The sequence below is a fragment of the Candidatus Caldatribacterium saccharofermentans genome, from assembly GCF_050267035.1.
In the GTDB taxonomy this organism is placed as follows: domain Bacteria; phylum Atribacterota; class Atribacteria; order Atribacterales; family Caldatribacteriaceae; genus Caldatribacterium; species Caldatribacterium saccharofermentans.
In genome coordinates, this window is the sequence record NZ_CP187957.1 from 1,411,390 (window position 1) to 1,427,086 (window position 15,697).

The following is a 15,697-nucleotide window of genomic DNA, read 5'->3' on the forward strand; positions in this document are numbered from 1 at the left end:
GTATGGCTGAAGAGCACGTTCTACCTCTTGGGAAAACCCTTGAGGAGGAACGAGCCTGGTTTGAGGCACAGGTGAAAGAGTGTGAGGCCCATCTCCTCCGGTTTGCCTACTACCTCACAGGGAACGCTGAACGGGCAAAAGATCTCGTTCAGGAAGCCTTTCTGCGGGCTTTTCAGTACCGTCACAGCTTCGACCACCGCTACCCCTTTGAGAACTGGGTATCTGCGATTCTCCTCAACATCCATCGCCAGCGGGAGAAAAAGGACCGCTTCCTGAAGTTTTTCTCTGCCCTCTGGCAGGCTGAGCGGGAAGATGAGGAGGAGGATTTCGCCGAACAGCTGGAGGACGAGGGAGAAGGGCCTGAAACCATCGCCTTAAAACGGCAGGTCATCCGGGACGTCTACAGATGCATCGAGGGGCTTCCGCCCAAGATGAAGGAGGTTATGGTCCTCTGCGACATCATGGGGTATTCCTATGAGGAGGCCAGTGAGGTCATCGGTTGCCCTATTGGGACGGTCCGGTCCCGTCTCCACCGGGCACGCCGGTATGTCAAAAAAGCCCTTGAGGCGGCGTATGGTGATGAGCTTCTGGGGCTGTGGGGATGAGAACATGCGGTGTCGGGAGGTTGTAAGGAAGCTTTCTGCTTTCCTCGACGAAGAGCTTTCTCGGGAAGAATACCTCAGGGTACAGAGGCACCTTGAGGTGTGTGCTTTGTGCCGGAAAGAGTATGAGAAATTCGCTCTCGTGCGGGCAGTGGCCAGGAAACTGGGGGATATCACCCCCCGGGTTGTCCCCGGGGAGAGTTTTTCTCTGGAACGGGCCTTTCGCCTGGTGCGGAGAAGCCGGGTGCTCTGGGCTCTTGTGGCTGTCCTCGGCCTTTTTGTGGCGCTTCTTGTTTTTTGGGGGTGGCAGAGGGCTTCTTTTGAGGATCAAATCCTCGACGTGGAGCATTTCACCGCTTTCAGTAAGGATGTCCTCACGCAGAGCAAAGTCAGGGTTGAGACACTGGAATTCCTCGCCGGTGAGTACCGATGAGGGTGCTGCTCCCTCTTGTGTTTTTCCTGGTTTTCGTCTTCCCGGGGTTTGCACAGGTGCTCAGTCCTGAAGAGGCACGTTCTGTAGTGGAGAGGGTCCTCGAGGCATCTCTGGCCGGGGATTACTGGGGAGTATGGCGACTAAAGGACTTTGCGAAAGGCGAGGAGCGCTTTGTGGAAGTCCTCTTCCTGAAAGGTATGGGGTTTGCCTGGAAAACACTGGGGGAAGAAGAGGTTGTACACATGCGCTTTGGCCATTCCCGGTACGTGGTGAACCTCAAAAGCGGAGAGGTGGAGAGTGTTTACCCCCTTCTTGATTTCCCTTTTGTTCCTTTTGAGAGGGAGGACCTGCCATTGCTTCTTGAGAACTACGTCTTCGAGCTGCGGGAGGATGAACTCGCCCTGATCTCCCGGTGGACGGGAAAGGTTGCCCGGTCTATCATCTTTGGGGATGGAGGGGAAATGATTGGCCAGAGGACGTACGCTCCCTGGGGAGAGCCCCTTGCGGAGTGGAGGATGCTCTACCGCGATGCTTCCCCTGATTTCCCCTGGGTGGCACAGATGACCCGCCTTCTGGAACTCTGGAGCGCCAGGGTTCTGGGTGCCGAAGCCCCCAGAAGGAGGTTCCCGGGAACTTCTCCCTTTGCCCTTTCCGGGTTTGTCCCCCTGGGGTTCCGGTTGCGGCGAGCCTATCTCCTCCAGGATGGCGGGAAGAAATTCTATGGCTTTGTGTACAGCGATGGCCTTCGCTCTTTCATCCTCTTCCAGAGTGCGTACCCTTTCAGGATTTCTGCATCCAGCGCCCCCCGGTACCTGCAGCTCGTCCAGGAAGGGGGAATGGTCCGGGTGACGGCAGAAAAGGGAGGGTTTTACTTCCTCCTCATTGGAGAGCTTGATCCCCGTGTGGGGCAGGAAATCATGGAATCATTTCTTCAAGAAGGAGGTCGAGAGTGATGCGAAGGGTCTGCTCCAAGGGCATTTTTGGAGTGCTGGTTCTTGTGTTTTTTGCTGCAGTAAACACCGGGTGGGCAGCTTCGGCAATACCTGAAAACCCGGATATCGTTGCAGATATCGTGGAGCGGGTGAGTCCTGCGGTGGTGAACATCGACACCCTGCGTATTGCCGTGTACCGTTCTCCCCTGGCTCCCTTTTTCAGTGACCCTTTTTTCCGTCGCTTCTTTGGAGACATTCCGGAGCTTGAGCGGCAAATCCCCCAGAGGGGTATCGGTACGGGATTCGTGTTCCGTTCTGACGGGTACATCCTCACCAACGAGCACGTGATTCGCGGGGCTAACGAAATCAAGGTCACGTTCATCGATGGGAAAGAATACGAGGGGAAAGTCGTCGGTGCGGATTCCCTCACCGACATTGCAGTGGTGAAGATTGACGCCGATAACCTTCCCACCATTCCCCTGGGAGATTCGGACAAAGCACGGGTGGGTGAGTTCGTCATTGCCATCGGGAACCCCTACGGTCTCTCCCACACCGTCACGGTTGGAGTCCTGAGCGCCAAGGGTCGGCCGATTTCGGCGGGAGACTCGGGAAGGGAATACGAGAACTTCCTGCAGACCGATGCCGCCATTAATCCCGGCAACAGCGGTGGTCCACTTCTGAACCTCCGTGGAGAGGTCATTGGGATCAACACTGCCATCCTCCCCTATGCCCAGGGCATTGGATTCGCCATTCCCATCAACATGGCCAAGTCCATCCTTGAACAGCTCATCGAGAAGGGGAAGGTTGTTCGGGCCTGGCTTGGGGTGTACATCCAGGATCTTACGCCTGAACTTGCCCAGAAATTTGGGCTTTCAGAGGCCAAAGGCGCTCTGGTTGCGGACATCTCCAGGGGAAGCCCGGCAGAGGAAGCGGGGCTGAAGCGGGGGGACATTATCCTCAAGGTGGACGGAAAGGAAGTCCTGACAGTAAGTAGTCTCCAGCAGGAGATTCGTTCTCGCCGTCCCGGGGAACGTGTGCGTCTTGAGGTGTGGCGGGATGGAAAGCGTATAATCCTTGAAGCTACCCTTGGAGAGCTGAAAGAGTCGAGTGTCGGGATACCTGAAATCCAGCAGGTGGACCTGGGCTTTGAGGTGGCCGAAATCACCGATGACCTGGTGGAGCGGTACAGTCTTCGGACCACCCGCGGAGTGGTGATCGTCAGTGTCCGGGTGGGAGGGCCTGCTGATAAAGTCGGTCTCCGACCTGGAGACGTCATCCTTGAGGTGAACAGGACCGAGATCGCTTCCCTTGCCGACTGGGAGGAAGCCCTGGCCCGGATTACCCCTGGGGACACGGTGCTTCTCCTCATTGACCGCGGCGGACGGACGTATTTTGTGCCTCTGAAAGCAGAGAAGCGCTGAGCCCATGGGTCCAGAAAAGCAAGGGTGGGGCAAGGTGTACTTCTGCCCCACCCCCATTGGGAATCTCCGGGACATCACCCTCCGGGTTCTCGATGTGCTCAGGGAGGCAGATTGCATTGCCTGTGAGGATACCCGGGTCACCCTGAAGCTCCTCAATGCTTACCAGATCCGTAAGCCCCTTTTGAGTTACCACGCCCACAACATTCCCCAGGCCACCCGGGACATCCTGAAGCTTGTCAGGGAGGGGAAGGTTGTTGCCTTTGTCTCTGACGCCGGCATGCCTGGAATACAGGACCCGGGGATGGAACTTGTGCTGCGCCTCCTTGAGGAGGGCGTTCCCTTTGAAGTCCTCCCTGGCCCCTCAGCATTCCTTCTTGGAGTAGTGTACTCGGGATTTGCGTTCTCCGGTTTCATCTTTCTGGGATTTCTCCCCCGAAAAGGGAGAGAACGAAGGGAAATCCTGAAGAAGGTACTTCTCCTCCCTCAAGCAACGGTGCTCTATGAGTCCCCCAGAAGACTTCTCGAAACCCTTGGGGATATCCGGGAAATTGCAGGAGGAGAGCGACGTGTTCTTGTGGCGCGGGAACTGACGAAGATCCACGAGGAAATCCTCCGGGGAGCAGTGGCGGAGGTGGAGGAGATGCTGAAGGGGCGAGACGTTCTGGGGGAGGTGGTCATCGTGGTTGAGGGGGCGCCGAAGAGAAAAGAAGAGGTTCAGGTGCCAAGGCGGCTTCTTGAACTTTTGCGCAGGCGAGGATTCACGCAGAAGGACATTGTTGCCCTTCTGAGTGAAGGTCTGGGAATTGAGAAGAACGCTCTAAAGCGGCAGCTTTCTGCCCTGGAGGAAGTGGGGAACCTGGGGGAAGGTTGATTTTCTCCCCGAAGCCTGGTTTAATGGAGGGGGATGATCGAAAGGAGGAAGTGAGGTCTGGGCAAAAAACCGCGGGATACCGCCGGCCTTGTGCTGTTTTTCGTTGCGCTCTCTTCGGTGGCCTTTATTCTTGGTATTATTGCTGTGCTTTTTGTGGAGGGGCTTCCTGCACTTTCTCACGTTTCCCTTTCGGAGTTCTTTTTGGGGCGGCGCTGGTACCCGGTTTCCTCGCCACCCCGATTTGGCCTTCTTCCCCTCCTTCTGGGGTCGCTTTTTGTAACCCTTGGTGGGCTTGCCTTTGCTGTTCCTTTGGGGTTCCTGGCCGCGGTGTTCCTCGCTGAAATCTGTCCCCGGGGTCTTCGGGAATTTTTGAAGCCTCTCATCGAAATCCTTGCAGGTATCCCTTCGGTGGTCTACGGGTTCTTTGGGGTGGTGTTCCTTGCCCCCTTTCTTCGGGAAATCTTCACCCTCCCTACTGGTCTCACGGCCTTCACGGCCTCGATGCTCCTTGGTCTTATGGCCATTCCGGTGGTGGTGAGCGTGATGGAAGACGCCCTTACGGCTGTTCCCCGGGACTACCGCGAAGCGGCTCTGGCCCTGGGGGCAACCCGCTGGGAGACCATCAGGGCGGTGGTTGTTCCGGCTGCCTCCTCAGGGATTGGTGCGGCTATTATCCTTGGGGCAGGGCGAATCATCGGGGAGACCATGACGGTCCTCATGGTAGCTGGTGGGGCGGCTCTCATTCCTCGATCCTTTTTCCAGCCCGTTCGGACGATGACTGCTACCATCGCGGCGGAGATGGCAGAAACGCCTGTAGGGAGCCTGCACTATCGGGTGTTGTTTTTAGTGGCTGTGGTGCTTTTTGCTATCACGCTTCTTTTTGACCTTGTGGTGAATCTCTTCAGCCGGCGGGAGTTCTGGAGGCGGTAACGGTGGAAGCCAGACAGGTGAAGGAGAAGTTCTGGTTTTTCCTCTGTGGACTGGCCATGGTGGTCATTGGTCTTGCTCTGGGAGTGTTGGTGGGCTTTATTGCTTTTAAAGGTGGAAGGGTCTTGAGTCTTGAATTCCTCTTCTCTTTCCCCCGGCACGGGATGAGTGAAGGGGGGATCTTTCCGGCCATTGTCGGAACGCTCTACCTTGTCCTGGGGAGTATCCTGGTGTCCCTCCCTCTTGGGGTTTTCTCGGCGGTATACCTTGTGGAGTATGCCCCCGCTCACCCTGTGGTCCGGGCAATCCGCAGTGCCATCCACTGTCTTGCCGGGGTGCCTTCGGTGGTTTTCGGGCTTTTTGGGCTTTCGGTGTTCGTCAAGCTCTTTGGCTTTGGTGTGTCCATTGTTTCCGGCTCGCTCACCCTTGGTATTATGTCGCTTCCCGTGGTGATTGCTTCCTGTGAAGAGGCGTTGCGCAGTGTCCCCCATGCTTTCCGAGAAGCCTCCCTCGCCCTGGGGGCCGACCGGTGGACAACAGTGCGCAGGGTGGTGCTCCCTGCTGCGTTTCCCGGTATCCTCACCGGACTCATTCTTGCCGTCGGGCGCGTGGCGGGGGAGACGGCCCCCATCATGTTCACGGCAGCGACGTTCTACGCCCGGGGTCTTCCCCGCTCGCCCTTTGATCGGGTTCTTGCGCTTCCCTATCATATTTATGGGTTGATGACCGAAGGAACAAGGCCGGAAAAACAGATCCCCCTGGCCTATGGAACGGCTCTGGTGCTTCTTGTCCTGGTACTCCTTGTGAATTTTTCGGCAATCCTTCTGCGGAGGAGATTCCGTATGGTGAGGAAGTGGTAAAATGCTGGGGGAGAAAACCAAGCTGAGCATCCGGAATTTCAGCGTTTTCTTTGGCGAAAAGCAGATTCTCTATGACGTCACTCTGGATATTCCGGAAAACCGGGTCACTGCCATCATTGGTCCATCGGGGTGTGGGAAGTCAACGCTTTTGAGGAGCATCAACCGGATGAACGATTTCTACGAAAACCTCAGGGTGCAGGGAGAAATTCTCCTTGACGGGAAGAACGTCTACGGGGATTCCGTGGATCCTGTGGCTTTGCGCCGGCGCATCGGCATGGTCTTTCAGCGTCCCAATCCCTTCCCCAAAAGCATCTTCGAGAACGTGGCATACGGCCTTCGCGTTCAGGGCTGGAAGAACAGGAGGGCGATTCAGGAGCGGGTGGAGGAAAGCCTCAAAGCAGCAGCACTCTGGGATGAGGTGAAGGACCGTCTCCATGCTTCGGCTCTGGAGCTTTCAGGCGGGCAACAGCAGCGGCTCTGTATTGCCCGGGCCATTGCGGTGGAGCCGGAGATTCTCCTCATGGATGAGCCGGCCTCAGCCCTGGACCCCATTGCCACGGCTCGCATTGAGGAGCTCATCAAGAAGCTCCGGGAGCGGTACACCATTGTCCTTGTGACTCACAACATGCAGGAAGCAGCACGGGTGTCCGATTACACCGCCTTCCTCCTCATGGGTCGCCTCATCGAGTTTGGTCCCACTGCGCAGATTTTCACGAATCCCCGCCGGAAGGAGACCGAGGATTACCTCACCGGGAGGTTCGGATAGGGGGGAACTTTCCCGGAAGTCCGGGATATTCTCTCACACAGGAGGTAGCACCATGCAGGTCTTTTCCGTCATCGCCAAAGGTGGGTACGTCATGTACCCCATCGTGGCCTGTTCGGTCATTGCCCTGGCTGTCTTCATCGAGCGCTGGTACGTCCTGCGGCACCTCAAAGACCGTATCCGCAAGTACCTGAGAGCTGTCCGCAAAGCCCTTGCCCAGGAAGACCTCCGGGGGATTCTCGAGCTCTCCTCCCGTTCCCCCAACCCCGCCTCCCGGATTATTCTCGCTGGTCTCAGGAAGTACTTCAAGGGCCTTCCCCGGGAAGCCCGGGAGGCCATGGAGACCGCCGCTTCTTTTGAGCTCCCACTCCTTGAGAAGCGCCTTTCAACCCTTGTCGTCATCGCCAACATCTCCCCTCTCCTTGGGCTTTTGGGGACGGTGACCGGGATGATCCGGACCTTTGCCGTTATCGCCGCTGTGGGCGTGGGGAAACCCACGGAGATGGCCGGAGGGATTTCCGAAGCCCTCCTCACCACTGCTGCAGGACTGTCTGTGGCCATCCCCACCCTCGTCATGCACCACTACCTCGCTCATCTTGTCGAGGGCCTGGTCCAGGAAATCGAGCGGGTCTCCAGTGAGGTCCTGGAGCTCATTGAAAGCCGGGAGTATGCCCTGAAGGAGAAGGAAGCCGATGTTCCGGTTCCGGCGATGGAAGAAGAGAGCTGAACCCCAAGTCAACGTCACCCCCCTGGTGGATGTCATCCTGCAGCTTGTCATCTTTTTCATCGTCACCACCACTTTCGTGAGCGTGGAGACCGGGGCCCGGGTGAACCTCCCATCGGCGAATTTCTCCCGGATTGAAGAGGCGAAAACCATCACCGTCACCCTTACCAAGGGGAATACCCTCTACCTCAACGGGAGCCTCACCGACTGGACGGAACTCCCCCGCCTCTTTGTGGTGGAGCTTCGCAAAAACCCCGATGCAGTCGTGGTCATCGAGGCGGACCGGGAGGTGCTCCACGGGAGAGTGGTGAAACTCATGGACCTTTTGAGAAGGGCTGGAGTGGAGCGAATGGCCATTGCCACCCAGCCAGGGGAGGAGAAGTAGGGTGGGTATCCGGGTGAAGGTGGGGAGTACGGTTTTCGTACTCATGCTGCTTCTTCTTGTGTCTTTTGCCCTCGCAAAAGACGGCATTCGTGTGGCGCTCTTTCCCTTTGTCCCCCGGGATGGGGAGAAGGCCTATCTGGGGTACCTCCTCCGGGACCTTGTGAAGCGCGAGCTTGAACGATATGTGGAAGTGCACGATGTGGTTTTGGGGGATAACCTGGTGCGGGAATCCCAGCTTTCTTGGGATGCCCTTCTTGTTCCGCTCACCGCCCAGACCCTGGGGCGGAAAATGCAGTGCACTCATGTCCTTTCTGGAGCATTCCGCTTCCGGGTCCTCGGGGGCAGGGAACGGCTGGTGGTGAGCCCGCGCCTTGTCCGGGTTCAGGATGGGGCGTCTCTGGACATCCCGAGTGCGGTCTTTGAGTGGGGGAAGTTAGAAGATTTCGCGGCGTACGTTCTTGAGCACCTTGGTCAGGAGCTCGGCATTTCCCTTGCTTCTTCTCTACCGCTTCCGGTAGCCCTGGAGGATCTCCTCCCCCTCTATGAGGGTGTCGTGGTGATGGATGAAGCCATCCGGAAATACGGGAAGAACCAGTACCCTGATTTACCTCTCTGGCAGAAAGCCTTTGCCCTTGCCCGAGAGACCATACAGAAGGTGCCAGAGTACCCCGAGGCGTACTATTACCTCGCCTGCATGTACCGGGTAACGAGGTGGTGGGCGAAAGAAATCGAAACCTGGGAGGAGTACCTCGCAAGGCTCAGCGACGCCTACGGGACCTCTACCCTCCCGGTGGCCCAGGCGTACTTCCGCCTTGCGTCTTTCTACCTCCTTGAAAAGCGGCTCGATGAGGCCCTGAGGTATGCGGAGCGGGCGGCGGAACTCGCTCCCTCGTGGGCTGAGGCGTACCTCCTTTGGGGGAAAATCTGGTATGAGCGGGGGAACCTGGAGGAGGCAAAGTCCCTTTTTGAGAAGGCCTTGAGCCTTTCCCCAGACCTCAGAGAAGCCCGGTACTTTGCCCAGCTTGCCGAAAAGGCCCGGATTTTTGGCAAAGAGGCCTATGAAGCCTATGTGCAGGGGTACCAGAGTTTCGCTCTGGGGAATTTCCATCAGGCGGCCACGTACTTTGCTGAGGCCACCCGGTGGAATCCTTCCATGAAAGAGGCGTACTACTGGCTGGGTCGTGCCCTGTACGAGGTGGGGGACCTTGAGGGCTCACGGAGGGCCTGGGAGAAGCTCCTTGAGCTTGACCCCCTGCACAGTCAGGGTCGGCGATTCCTGGAGCGGGTGAGAAGAGAACAGCAGCACGGTCGCGAAGCGGTCCGCGCCTTTGAAGAGGGGTACCGGCACTACGAGGAGGCCCGGTATGAGGAGGCGGTGCCGTATTTTGCGCAGGCGGTGTCGTTGAGTCCGCTCTTTTCTGACGCCCATGAGTACCTGGCCCGGTGTTACTACCGGATGGGAAGGCGGGAGGCCTATCTTGCTGAGCGAGAGAAAGCGGCAGCCACCCTTCCGCACCCTGAGGACCGGGCCTGGTCGTACTACGAAATGGGCTTTGAGCTTTTAGGGTGGGGGGAGAGAGACGAAGCGAAACGGATGCTCGAAAAGGCCTTGCAGAACAATCCTTCTCTGGGCAGGGCTCACCTCCTTCTTGGGGACATTTACGCCGAGGAGAAGGTGTGGCTCAAAGCCTTTGAGCACTACCGGGAGGCCTCCCGGTACACGGAGGAAGAGGAGAAAGGACGGGCCCTTTTTGGCATGGCGCTTTCCCTCTTCTCCCTTTCCCGGTACGGTGACGCTCTGCCACTTCTTGAAGAAATTCTTCGAGACTACCCCTATGCCACCTTCATCGAAGAGGCGGAGGCGCTGTGGATTGAGGCACTGGCCAGAGAAAAGCGGACTGAGGAAGCCCGGCGGGCGTTTGAGCAGTTCTTCCTTCGTTTCCCCCAGAGTCCGTTCCTCGAGCGGGCAATGTTCTGGTGCGCTTTCGCGCTGTATGAAGGGAAAAGATGGCATGAGGTCAAACCCTTTCTTGAGGCCTTCCTTGCCCGCTATCCTCAGGGCGAGTTTACCCAGAAGGCGGTAGAGATGCTGGGGTACACCTGTCGTTTCCTTGGTCTTGAAGATGAAGCCGCGAAGCACTTTGGCCGTCTTGGGGGAGAGGAGGGAATGTTTCTTGTGGCCGATTCGTTCTATCGGAAACGGGACTGGAATGGTGCGGAAAAGGCCTTTCAGGAGTACCTTGCCAGATACCCCCAGGGGAAATTCGCCGATGAGGCTGTGTTGAAGCTTGCCTCAGTGCTTTTTGAAGCGGGGAAAGTTGAAGATGCAGTGGGGGTGATTGAGGAGAGGAAAGAGTCCATCAGGAACCGTTTCCCCGAAGATTTCCTCCGCCTGTGGGCCAGATTGTCCTGGAAGAGGAAGCGATGGGAGGAAGTAGCGTCGGCTCTTCGCGAACTCAAATCAAGAACGGGGAAGCTCGAAAAGGAATACGCCCTTTTGCTGGCTTTAGCCTGTGAACGCCTGGGGGATGAAAAGAGTGCTCGGGAAGTTTTGCTGGAAGCGGGAGAGGATCCCGATGCCATCCTTGGCCGACCTACCGCGAAAGAACTCCAGAGAGTCCTGGAGGTGATGGAAAAAGGCCTCTACGAGGAAGCCCTGGAGCGCCTTGAGGCCCTTGCGGGAAGGAACGACCTTTTGCCAGAAGAACGAAAACAGGTCCTCTTTCTCCTTGGAAAGGTCTGTTACCTTCTTGGGCGTTTCGAAGAGGCCCGTACCCACCTTGAGGCGTCTCTCGACGCTCCCTGGACACTTCGCCAGGAAGCGCTCCTGTACCTTGTGGATATCGCCTACCAGGGGAAGGCCTGGAACGACGTCATCCAGTGGGCAAGCCTCCTTGAGGAGAAGCAACGGAGGGACTTTTCCATTGCGCTCCGTGTGGCGGTGGCCCAATATCACCTTGGGAACGTGCGGGAGAGCGTGACGATTCTTGAGCGGCTTAAGGGTCAGGGTGAGCGGGATGCGGAGGTCCGTCTTTTCCTCCTTGAGGGGCTCTCTGCGCTTGAGGAGTACGAAGTGTTCCTCAAGGAGGCCAAGGAGTTCCTCAGCTTGTACCCGGAGCATCCCCGGGGGGAGAACGTTCTTGTCCTCTCGTCACAGGCGGCCTTCGCTTCCGGAAAGAAGCAGGAGGCGAAGGCTTTTGTCAGGATGTACCTTGAACGTTTCCCTCAGGGGCCAAGGAGAGGAGAACTCCTCAGGCTCCTTTCGCGCATCCTCCTTGAAGAGGGCAATCCTGAAGAAGCCCAGCGTATCCTTGAGAATTTCAGGGCGCAGGGCGTACCCTCTGAGGACCTCTGTCCCCTCCTGTATGCCACGGGGACGCTGCTTTTGAAGGAGCAGCGTTTTGCGGAGGCTGCTCCATTTTTCCGGGAAGTGTTCTCAAGCAAAGAGAGCGAGTTCTTCACCAGGGCAGGGTACTGGCTTGGGGTGTGCCTTGAGTACCTTGAGGAGTTCGAGGAGGCCCAGAGAGTGTACGCCCGGGTTAGCGGGTTCCCAAAGGAGGACGAGTGGGTGGTGAAGGCCCGGGAACGGATTGCCGTGCTCAAAGAGGTGCAGGAACCCGAAAACAGGAGGTAGCACCATGCAGGTCTTTTCCGTCATCGCCAAAGGTGGGTACGTCATGTACCCCATCGTGGCCTGTTCGGTCATTGCCCTGGCTGTCTTCATCGAGCGCTGGTACGTCCTGCGGCACCTCAAAGACCGTATCCGCAAGTACCTGAGAGCTGTCCGCAAAGCCCTTGCCCAGGAAGACCTCCGGGGGATTCTCGAGCTCTCCTCCCGTTCCCCCAACCCCGCCTCCCGGATTATTCTCGCTGGTCTCAGGAAGTACTTCAAGGGCCTTCCCCGGGAAGCCCGGGAGGCCATGGAGACCGCCGCTTCTTTTGAGCTCCCACTCCTTGAGAAGCGCCTTTCAACCCTTGTCGTCATCGCCAACATCTCCCCTCTCCTTGGGCTTTTGGGGACGGTGACCGGGATGATCCGGACCTTTGCCGTTATCGCCGCTGTGGGCGTGGGGAAACCCACGGAGATGGCCGGAGGGATTTCCGAAGCCCTCCTCACCACTGCTGCAGGACTGTCTGTGGCCATCCCCACCCTCGTCATGCACCACTACCTCGCTCATCTTGTCGAGGGCCTGGTCCAGGAAATCGAGCGGGTCTCCAGTGAGGTCCTGGAGCTCATTGAAAGCCGGGAGTATGCCCTGAAGGAGAAGGAAGCCGATGTTCCGGTTCCGGCGATGGAAGAAGAGAGCTGAACCCCAAGTCAACGTCACCCCCCTGGTGGATGTCATCCTGCAGCTTGTCATCTTTTTCATCGTCACCACCACTTTCGTGAGCGTGGAGACCGGGGCCCGGGTGAACCTCCCATCGGCGAATTTCTCCCGGATTGAAGAGGCGAAAACCATCACCGTCACCCTTACCAAGGGGAATACCCTCTACCTCAACGGGAGCCTCACCGACTGGACGGAACTCCCCCGCCTCTTTGTGGTGGAGCTTCGCAAAAACCCCGATGCAGTCGTGGTCATCGAGGCGGACCGGGAGGTGCTCCACGGGAGAGTGGTGAAACTCATGGACCTTTTGAGAAGGGCTGGAGTGGAGCGAATGGCCATTGCCACCCAGCCAGGGGAGGAGAAGTAGGGTGGTGTTCAACGAAAAGAAAGTGTGGTCGTGGTCACTCCTTGTGTCCCTGGGAGTGAACATCGCCCTCATAGCGGTGGCATCCATCTTCTGGCTCTCTTTCCGGATTCCGAGAGAAGAGGAGAAGCCTATTGTGGTAGAACTCATGGAGCTTCCTGCAAAAGAGGCTCCACAGGCACTCTCACCTGAAGCGGAATTCCCCCGGGCAGAGCTGAAGCCCCCAGAGAACGTGAGGTCAGAAGAATCCCTGAGGCCCCAGGTACAGAGTGAACTTGCTGCCAAAGTGCAGCAAGAGCGGCAGCAGGTTCGCATCCCCAAGCCCCCCGTGGATCTCCCTCAGGCGGAGAGCGTCTTTGAGCGGGCTGCTCCCTCAGGGGAGCGGGTATTCACCCCTGGAGAGGAACTCCAGGTGGAGGAGAGGATGCAGTGGGAGGGCCCGGAGGCAGAAACCACCCTTCGGGGGATGCTTGAGAGAACTGGGCCGTCGAACCTCCTGGCTTCCCTTGCCGAGCAAGGCCTGGCAACGAGTGAGGGGATGGTTGGGGAAACCCTGGCAACGGGAGAGCTTGTGCCCCCTGCAGGGACTTTTGAGCGGCGGTCTCCGTACGTTCGGAGACCTTTTGCCTTTGCCATTGAAAATACTCCTCAAGCCCGTCCCCAGTATGGCCTGAGCCGGGCAAGCGTGGTCTATGAGATGCTCACCGAGGGCGGCATCACGCGCTTTCTCGCCGTTTTTGAGCCCCAGTCTGCAGGGCGGGTGGGTCCGGTTCGGAGTGCTCGTCCCTACTTCGTCCTCAAAGCTTTCGAGCACGATGCGATTCTCGTGCACAGCGGAGGAAGCGTTGAGGCCTACACGTATCTCCGGGAGCTTGCCGTGGATCACATCGATGAGCAGAAGAACTTCCGTCCCTTTGAGCGGGTACGGGACCGTCGTCCTCCCCACAATCTCTACGCCCTTTTTCCCGGCCTTCTCGAGGAAGTACAGCGCCTGGGCCTTGGCCGGCCGGCCCGCGCCGCAACCTTTGCCCTTTTGGCCCCGGGGGAGGACCTCGAGGGACAGGAGGCGACAAAACTCGAGATACGGTACGACCGGAACTACCGGGTCCAGTTCACGTACGATCCGGAACGGCAGGTGTACCTCCGTTCCGTGAACGGCGAGCCCCACCGGGATGGGGAATCGGGAGTCCAGATTGCCTGTGGAACGATTATCGTCCAGGTGGCTGAGCACAAGGTGAAGGACGCCGAGGGCCGGGTGGAGATTCGTTTCGTCGGTCGGGGATCCGGGTGGATGTTCCTCCGGGGAAAGGCAGTCCCTATTGTGTGGGAGAAGAAGAACTTCAGGGAGAAGACGCGGTACTACCTCCAGGACGGCCGGGAGGCGAGAATTGCATCTTTTCCAGTCTGGGTTGAGGTGATTGACTCTCAGGAAAAGGTGGTGTTTTGATGCATCGTATCCTCTTCACGATCGGGAACTTCCCGGTGTACTCTTACGGGGTATTTCTGGGTCTGGCTTTCTTTGTGGGAATTCTCTTTGCCATCCGGCGAGCTCCGCGCTTCGGTATTTCTCCTGAGGCGGTGATTGAAGCGGCTTCGCTGTGCATCATTGGGGCGGTTCTGGGTTCAAGGCTTGCCTACGTCATCCTCCACTGGGATTACTACCGGCAATTTCCTTCACACATTTTCTCTTTCCGAGAGGGGGGGCTCACCTTCTACGGCGGAGTTCTCGGAGCGATTGCCCTCACCGTTCCCTACCTTCGCCTGAAGCGCTATCCCCTGGCGGCGTTTTTCGACCTTTTTGCCCCGCCTCTTGCGCTGGGATATGCCATTGCCCGGGTGGGGTGTTTCCTCAACGGGTGCTGCTTTGGGCGGGTGTGCCCCTTTCCCTTTTTCCCCCTGGGAGTTCGATTTCCTCACCTTGAGGGGTTTCGCTATCCCACGCAAATCTACGCCATTGGGTATTCTCTCGTGATTCTCCTGATCCTTCTTCGCCTTGAAAAGGGTTGCCGTTTCCGGGGGGAGCTCTTTCTGGACTACCTTTCCCTCTACGGTGTGGCCCGGTTTCTCATCGAGTACCTCCGGGATGAGCCCTTCACGATTCTTGGAATGTTCACCCTGGGGCAGGTAGCCTGCCTTGGGATTATTCTTTTTGCCCTGGTGCTCAGGGGGGTGTTGCGGAGACGTGTCGTCGCTTGAGGAAACCCTGGAGGCATTTCTCAACTTCCTTTTCTGGGAGAAGCAGGCAGCGGAGAACACGGTGCTTGCGTATCGCCAGGATATTACGAGTTTCATTCGTTTCCTTGAGCGTCAGGGAATTGAGGACCTGCAAAGTGTGTCCCTTGACGTTCTTGAGGCTTTTGTGGCGCAGGAGTCTCAGGCAGGGCTTGAGGCGACTTCGCTGGCCCGCCGCATTTCCGCCCTCCGGACGTTCTTTCGTTTCCTGGTGCGGGAAAAAATAGTGAAGGAGAACGTGGCGCAGCTCCTTGACACTCCCCGCATCCGGAGGCATCTCCCGGAAGTCCTTACCCTTGAGGAGGTGGAAGCGCTCATTGCTGCCTGTGACCTGACGAAACCTTCGGGTATCCGAGACCGGGCCATACTTGAGCTCATGTACTCAAGTGGCCTCAGGGTGAGCGAGGTGGTGCTCTTAGAGTTCCAGCACGTGGACCTTGAGGAGAGAATGCTCAGGCTCTGGGGCAAGGGGTTTAAGGAACGTATCGTCCCCTTTGGGGAACGGGCCAAGGAGGCACTTCTTGCCTACCTCCACGGACCCCGGAGGTTCCTTCTCAAGGGCCGGAAAAGCCGCTATATTTTTGTCAGCGGCCCTTCGGGGCGGCCCCTGAGTCGACAGAGTGTCTGGAACATGGTGAAGCGCTGTGCCCTTCGGGCAGGAATCACGAAGCGTATCACCCCTCACACTCTTCGGCATACCTTTGCCACACATCTGCTTGAGGGGGGCGCAGAGCTCCGGGTTGTCCAGGAGTTCCTGGGGCACAGCGACATCGCCACCACCCAGATTTACACCCACGTTGACCGGAGGTTTCTTTGTGAATCGTATGAACGGGCATTCCCTCGAAAATGACAGGAGGT

The 15,697-nt window shown here is 57.8% G+C and carries 16 protein-coding genes; all 16 read left to right on the forward strand.

What is annotated here, in order from left to right; genetic code table 11:
- Positions 1-2 precede the first annotated feature (2 nt).
- The 16 genes from ACPT9Q_RS07155 (at position 3) to xerD (ending at position 15,689) form a co-directional block, all read left to right on the forward strand.
- The gene (locus ACPT9Q_RS07155; RefSeq protein ID WP_017873261.1) at positions 3-605 is read left to right on the forward strand and encodes a sigma-70 family RNA polymerase sigma factor; all 603 of its coding nucleotides are present in this window, start codon (positions 3-5) and stop codon (positions 603-605) included.
- Positions 574-1,035: a zf-HC2 domain-containing protein gene (locus ACPT9Q_RS07160; protein WP_017873260.1), complete on the forward strand. Its 462-nt coding sequence runs from the start codon at positions 574-576 to the stop codon at positions 1,033-1,035. Before ACPT9Q_RS07155 ends, ACPT9Q_RS07160 begins: the two co-directional genes overlap by 32 nt.
- Positions 1,032-1,988 (forward strand): hypothetical protein, encoded by a 957-nt coding sequence (locus ACPT9Q_RS07165; protein ID WP_427365405.1) that lies wholly within the window; start codon positions 1,032-1,034, stop codon positions 1,986-1,988. The genes ACPT9Q_RS07160 and ACPT9Q_RS07165 overlap by 4 nt, the downstream gene beginning before the upstream one ends.
- Complete coding sequence (locus tag ACPT9Q_RS07170; RefSeq protein WP_017873258.1) at positions 1,988-3,388, forward strand: Do family serine endopeptidase; 1,401 nt, start codon at positions 1,988-1,990, stop codon at positions 3,386-3,388. The genes ACPT9Q_RS07165 and ACPT9Q_RS07170 overlap by 1 nt, the downstream gene beginning before the upstream one ends.
- 4 nt (positions 3,389-3,392) lie before the next feature.
- The gene (gene rsmI, locus ACPT9Q_RS07175) at positions 3,393-4,259 is read left to right on the forward strand and encodes a 16S rRNA (cytidine(1402)-2'-O)-methyltransferase (RefSeq protein WP_427365406.1); all 867 of its coding nucleotides are present in this window, start codon (positions 3,393-3,395) and stop codon (positions 4,257-4,259) included.
- Positions 4,260-4,349: 90 nt separating this feature from the next.
- Positions 4,350-5,189 (forward strand): phosphate ABC transporter permease subunit PstC, encoded by an 840-nt coding sequence (pstC, locus tag ACPT9Q_RS07180; RefSeq protein WP_017873755.1) that lies wholly within the window; start codon positions 4,350-4,352, stop codon positions 5,187-5,189.
- 2 nt (positions 5,190-5,191) lie between these two features.
- Positions 5,192-6,046, forward strand: a complete 855-nt coding sequence (pstA, locus tag ACPT9Q_RS07185) for a phosphate ABC transporter permease PstA (protein WP_427365407.1) — start codon at positions 5,192-5,194, stop codon at positions 6,044-6,046.
- Between the two features lies 1 nt (position 6,047).
- The gene (gene pstB / locus ACPT9Q_RS07190; protein ID WP_017873753.1) at positions 6,048-6,812 is read left to right on the forward strand and encodes a phosphate ABC transporter ATP-binding protein PstB; all 765 of its coding nucleotides are present in this window, start codon (positions 6,048-6,050) and stop codon (positions 6,810-6,812) included.
- A 52-nt stretch (positions 6,813-6,864) separates the two neighbouring features.
- The gene (locus ACPT9Q_RS07195; RefSeq protein ID WP_017873752.1) at positions 6,865-7,536 is read left to right on the forward strand and encodes a MotA/TolQ/ExbB proton channel family protein; all 672 of its coding nucleotides are present in this window, start codon (positions 6,865-6,867) and stop codon (positions 7,534-7,536) included.
- Positions 7,502-7,918, forward strand: a complete 417-nt coding sequence (locus ACPT9Q_RS07200; RefSeq protein WP_427365408.1) for an ExbD/TolR family protein — start codon at positions 7,502-7,504, stop codon at positions 7,916-7,918. Before ACPT9Q_RS07195 ends, ACPT9Q_RS07200 begins: the two co-directional genes overlap by 35 nt.
- A 1-nt stretch (position 7,919) precedes the next feature.
- A complete protein-coding gene (locus ACPT9Q_RS07205; protein ID WP_427365409.1) occupies positions 7,920-11,552 on the forward strand; it encodes a tetratricopeptide repeat protein in 3,633 nt (1,210 codons plus the stop codon).
- Positions 11,553-11,556: 4 nt separating this feature from the next.
- Entirely contained in the window at positions 11,557-12,228 is a 672-nt protein-coding gene (locus tag ACPT9Q_RS07210; protein WP_017873752.1) for a MotA/TolQ/ExbB proton channel family protein, read from the forward strand.
- The gene (locus tag ACPT9Q_RS07215) at positions 12,194-12,610 is read left to right on the forward strand and encodes an ExbD/TolR family protein (protein WP_427365408.1); all 417 of its coding nucleotides are present in this window, start codon (positions 12,194-12,196) and stop codon (positions 12,608-12,610) included. The genes ACPT9Q_RS07210 and ACPT9Q_RS07215 overlap by 35 nt, the downstream gene beginning before the upstream one ends.
- Position 12,611: 1 nt before the next feature.
- Positions 12,612-14,054 carry a DUF3048 domain-containing protein gene (locus ACPT9Q_RS07220; protein WP_427365410.1) on the forward strand — a complete coding sequence of 481 codons (1,443 nt, stop codon included), beginning with the start codon at positions 12,612-12,614 and terminating at the stop codon, positions 14,052-14,054.
- Positions 14,054-14,803: a prolipoprotein diacylglyceryl transferase gene (lgt, locus tag ACPT9Q_RS07225; protein WP_427365411.1), complete on the forward strand. Its 750-nt coding sequence runs from the start codon at positions 14,054-14,056 to the stop codon at positions 14,801-14,803. Before ACPT9Q_RS07220 ends, lgt begins: the two co-directional genes overlap by 1 nt.
- On the forward strand, positions 14,790-15,689 hold the full coding sequence (gene xerD / locus ACPT9Q_RS07230) for a site-specific tyrosine recombinase XerD (protein WP_017873198.1): 900 nt from the start codon (positions 14,790-14,792) through the stop codon (positions 15,687-15,689). Before lgt ends, xerD begins: the two co-directional genes overlap by 14 nt.
- Positions 15,690-15,697 lie beyond the last annotated feature (8 nt).

Excerpts from the sequence above, each read along its gene's own strand:
- ACPT9Q_RS07200 (WP_427365408.1), top strand. The coding sequence starts at position 7,502 with ATGTTCCGGTTCCGGCGATGGAAGAAGAGAGCTGAACCCCAAGTCAAC.
- rsmI (WP_427365406.1), top strand. The coding sequence starts at position 3,393 with ATGGGTCCAGAAAAGCAAGGGTGGGGCAAGGTGTACTTCTGCCCCACC.
- ACPT9Q_RS07165 (WP_427365405.1), top strand. The coding sequence starts at position 1,032 with ATGAGGGTGCTGCTCCCTCTTGTGTTTTTCCTGGTTTTCGTCTTCCCG.
- ACPT9Q_RS07215 (WP_427365408.1), top strand. The coding sequence starts at position 12,194 with ATGTTCCGGTTCCGGCGATGGAAGAAGAGAGCTGAACCCCAAGTCAAC.
- pstB (WP_017873753.1), top strand. The coding sequence starts at position 6,048 with ATGCTGGGGGAGAAAACCAAGCTGAGCATCCGGAATTTCAGCGTTTTC.
- ACPT9Q_RS07160 (WP_017873260.1), top strand. The coding sequence starts at position 574 with ATGGTGATGAGCTTCTGGGGCTGTGGGGATGAGAACATGCGGTGTCGG.
- ACPT9Q_RS07195 (WP_017873752.1), top strand. The coding sequence starts at position 6,865 with ATGCAGGTCTTTTCCGTCATCGCCAAAGGTGGGTACGTCATGTACCCC.
- lgt (WP_427365411.1), top strand. The coding sequence starts at position 14,054 with ATGCATCGTATCCTCTTCACGATCGGGAACTTCCCGGTGTACTCTTAC.
- ACPT9Q_RS07155 (WP_017873261.1), top strand. The coding sequence starts at position 3 with ATGGCTGAAGAGCACGTTCTACCTCTTGGGAAAACCCTTGAGGAGGAA.
- ACPT9Q_RS07170 (WP_017873258.1), top strand. The coding sequence starts at position 1,988 with ATGCGAAGGGTCTGCTCCAAGGGCATTTTTGGAGTGCTGGTTCTTGTG.
- ACPT9Q_RS07210 (WP_017873752.1), top strand. The coding sequence starts at position 11,557 with ATGCAGGTCTTTTCCGTCATCGCCAAAGGTGGGTACGTCATGTACCCC.